This is a genomic window from Mycobacterium sp. 1245852.3 (genome assembly GCF_001669335.1).
In the GTDB taxonomy this organism is placed as follows: Bacteria; Actinomycetota; Actinomycetes; order Mycobacteriales; family Mycobacteriaceae; genus Mycobacterium; species Mycobacterium europaeum_A.
The window spans coordinates 1-2,814 of sequence record NZ_LZLL01000315.1 but is presented as its reverse complement, the minus strand read 5'-3'; the positions used below and the strand labels follow the sequence as shown (position 1 = coordinate 2,814).

The window sequence follows — 2,814 nt, the reverse complement described above, 5'->3', positions numbered from 1 at the left end:
CAGTCGTCGCGCCGCTGATGGTCAGGGATTGATGGTGTAGTCACCGAGTTGGCGGCCCCACACGAATTCCACCGCGAGCGGCGAGCCGACCTCGAAGTGGTTGTAAGGAGCCATGCTTGCGCCGGTGTCCATCACCAAAAACGGCGCGGGCCACAGTTCCCGGGTGATCTTCTGCCAACAGCCCGGCCGTCCGCCCGGGCCGCCCCTGGCGTTGGTGCGGGGCAGGTTCTCCGGCCAGATATAAGGATTGGGCGCCCCCGCGATGGCGCCTGAGGCGTGGGCGCCCAGCGAGTAGCCGTTATCGCCCAGCGCGTTGTGGATTCTCGGCGCGACTTCGTCGAAATTGTGTATGGTGCAGTAGATTTCGGGACTGTATTCGTCGAGCAGCTGGCTGCTGGGAACCAGGTCGACGGCGCCGCGGACGAAGAATGGCCCGCTGCGGCCCAAGACGTCGGCGCCGGCGTTGCCCAGCCCGGCCGCGGCCAGCAGTGCGGCATCGAGCTCGCGGTGCCGCGAGTCGAGTGTGCGCGCGGTCGTCACCGCGTGGTCCAGCGCGTCCCACAGTTCGGGAGAGGCGTTCGCATATGTATCGCCCAGGTCCGCTAGCCGCCGAATGTCGTTGCGCAGGGCCGGCATCCGGGGGTTCAGGTCGTCGAGGACGGCATCGCCGTCGGCGAGCGAGGCACCGAACCGCTCGCCCATTCCGCTCAGCGCCTGGGCGGCGGCGCTGAGTGTGAGGTTCAGTTTGACCGGATCGACCTTCTCCGCGATCGAGGTGAGTGTCTCGAAAAGGGTGTTGAACTCGGTGGTCACCGATGTTGCATCTATCACCATCGACGGTGTGATCGTTTGTGCTGCAGGCTGTTTCGGTGCGCTTAAGGCAACATATTTGTTGCCGAACACCGTGGTCGCCTTGACGTCGGCGACCACGTTGGCCGGGATCCGCTTGACGTATTTCGGGGCGACGTCCAGGACTATCTTGGCGGCCGGCCTGCCGCCATGCGTGGTCTCCGAAATGCTGGACACTCGGCCGATCTGCACCCCGTTGTAAGTGACCTTGGAACCGGGATCCATCACCAGACCCGCCCGGGCGGCCACCATGGTCAACTTCGTGGTCGGCGTCAGGGCGCCGCGAAATTGCAGGTACAGAAGCGACCCGAGCAATCCCATGATCACGACCGTCACCAGGCCGGCGGTCCGGTACGGCGGCCGCGCCCTTGGGCGACGGGGCTCCATGGTTTTGAGACCCTAGGGTATGGCCCCCCGCGACAAAGCCGATCCGGCCAAGGCCCGGCAGGCCGTGTTGGCGGTCGCGGAGTGGCTGCGCGACGAATCCGGTCCGCAGCCCGAGCGGCAGGAATTGGCGACGGCCGTCCGGCTCACCGCCCGCACCCTGGCCGCGGTGGCGCCCGGGCGCAGCGTGGAGTTGCGCGTCCCGCCGTTCGTCGCGGTGCAGTGCATCACCGGGCTCACGCACACCCGCGGAACACCGCCCAACGTGGTGGAAACCGACCCGCGGACCTGGCTGCTGCTGGCCACCGGGGAGTTGCCGTTCGGCGAGGCGCAGCGCACCGGTGCGTTGCGCCTTTCCGGCTCGCGAGCGGGTGAGATTGAACACTGGCTGCCGCTGTTCGATCTCGGCTGAACATAACCCTGAACTGCAGGTTTAGGTATTCGCGCTGGCATTTTGTCGCGCAACACGCCCGGCGGATTCGTCGGCGCGGCGGCGCTGCCCGTAGACTCCGTTACGTCACCAACCGTTCCCCGGGGAGCTGCCTAATCGTGACCGTCCAAGAACCCGAAGAGGACTTCAACGCACCCCGCGAAGAATGCGGTGTATTCGGAGTCTGGGCCCCCGGCGAGGACGTCGCCAAACTCACCTATTACGGCTTGTACGCGCTGCAGCACCGCGGCCAGGAGGCCGCCGGCATCGCCGTCGCCGACGGTTCCCAGGTCCTGGTCTTCAAAGATCTCGGCCTGGTCAGCCAGGTGTTCGACGAGCAGACGCTGGGCGCCATGCAGGGCCACGTCGCCATCGGGCACTGCCGCTACTCGACCACCGGCGACACCACCTGGGAGAACGCCCAGCCCGTGTTCCGCAACACCGCGGCCGGCACCGGGGTGGCGCTGGGACACAACGGCAACCTGGTCAACACCGCCGAGCTCGCCGCCCGCGCCCGCGACGAGGGGCTGATCGCCAAACGCGCCCCCGCACCGGCGACGACCGACTCCGACATTCTGGGCGCGCTGCTGGCCCACGGCGCGGCGGACGCCACGCTGGAGCAGGCGGCGCTGGACCTGCTGCCGACCGTGCGCGGCGCGTTCTGCCTGACCTTCATGGACGAGAACACGCTGTACGCCTGTCGCGATCCCCATGGGGTGCGGCCACTTTCGCTGGGACGACTGGACCGCGGCTGGGTGGTGGCCTCCGAAACGGCGGCGCTCGACATCGTCGGCGCCTCGTTCGTCCGCGACATCGAACCGGGCGAACTGCTGGCGATCGACGCCGACGGCGTCCGCTCCACGCGTTTCGCCAACCCCACCCCCAAGGGCTGCGTCTTCGAATACGTCTACCTGGCGCGACCGGACAGCACGATCGCCGGACGGTCTGTCCACGCGACCCGGGTGGAGATCGGCCGCCGGCTGGCCCGCGAACGGCCCGTGGAGGCCGACCTGGTGATCGGCGTCCCCGAGTCGGGCACGCCCGCCGCCGTTGGATACGCCCAGGAGTCGGGCATTCCGTACGGCCAGGGGCTGATGAAGAACGCCTACGTCGGGCGCACCTTCATCCAACCGTCGCAGACCATCCGCCAG

3 protein-coding genes are annotated in these 2,814 nt (G+C 67.9%); 2 read left to right on the top strand and 1 reads right to left on the bottom strand.

Annotated features, from left to right (window positions below):
- Positions 1-21 precede the first annotated feature (21 nt).
- Positions 22-1,236: an MCE family protein gene (locus A9W96_RS14195; protein ID WP_067140608.1), complete on the bottom strand. Its 1,215-nt coding sequence runs from the start codon at positions 1,234-1,236 to the stop codon at positions 22-24.
- Between the two features lie 19 nt (positions 1,237-1,255).
- Here A9W96_RS14195 and A9W96_RS14190 point away from each other — a divergent pair, with 19 nt between their 5' ends.
- Positions 1,256-1,645 (top strand): sterol carrier family protein, encoded by a 390-nt coding sequence (locus A9W96_RS14190; RefSeq protein ID WP_066865497.1) that lies wholly within the window; start codon positions 1,256-1,258, stop codon positions 1,643-1,645.
- A 137-nt stretch (positions 1,646-1,782) separates the two neighbouring features.
- Positions 1,783-2,814, top strand: a 1,032-nt coding sequence (gene purF / locus A9W96_RS14185) for an amidophosphoribosyltransferase (RefSeq protein WP_067140605.1), incomplete at its 3' end; no start/stop codon positions are given.

What these genes read in the sequence shown, in the direction of transcription:
- A9W96_RS14195 (WP_067140608.1), bottom strand. Translation starts at nt 1,236, where the DNA reads ATGGAGCCCCGTCGCCCAAGGGCGCGGCCGCCGTACCGGACCGCCGGC.
- A9W96_RS14190 (WP_066865497.1), top strand. Translation starts at nt 1,256, where the DNA reads ATGGCCCCCCGCGACAAAGCCGATCCGGCCAAGGCCCGGCAGGCCGTG.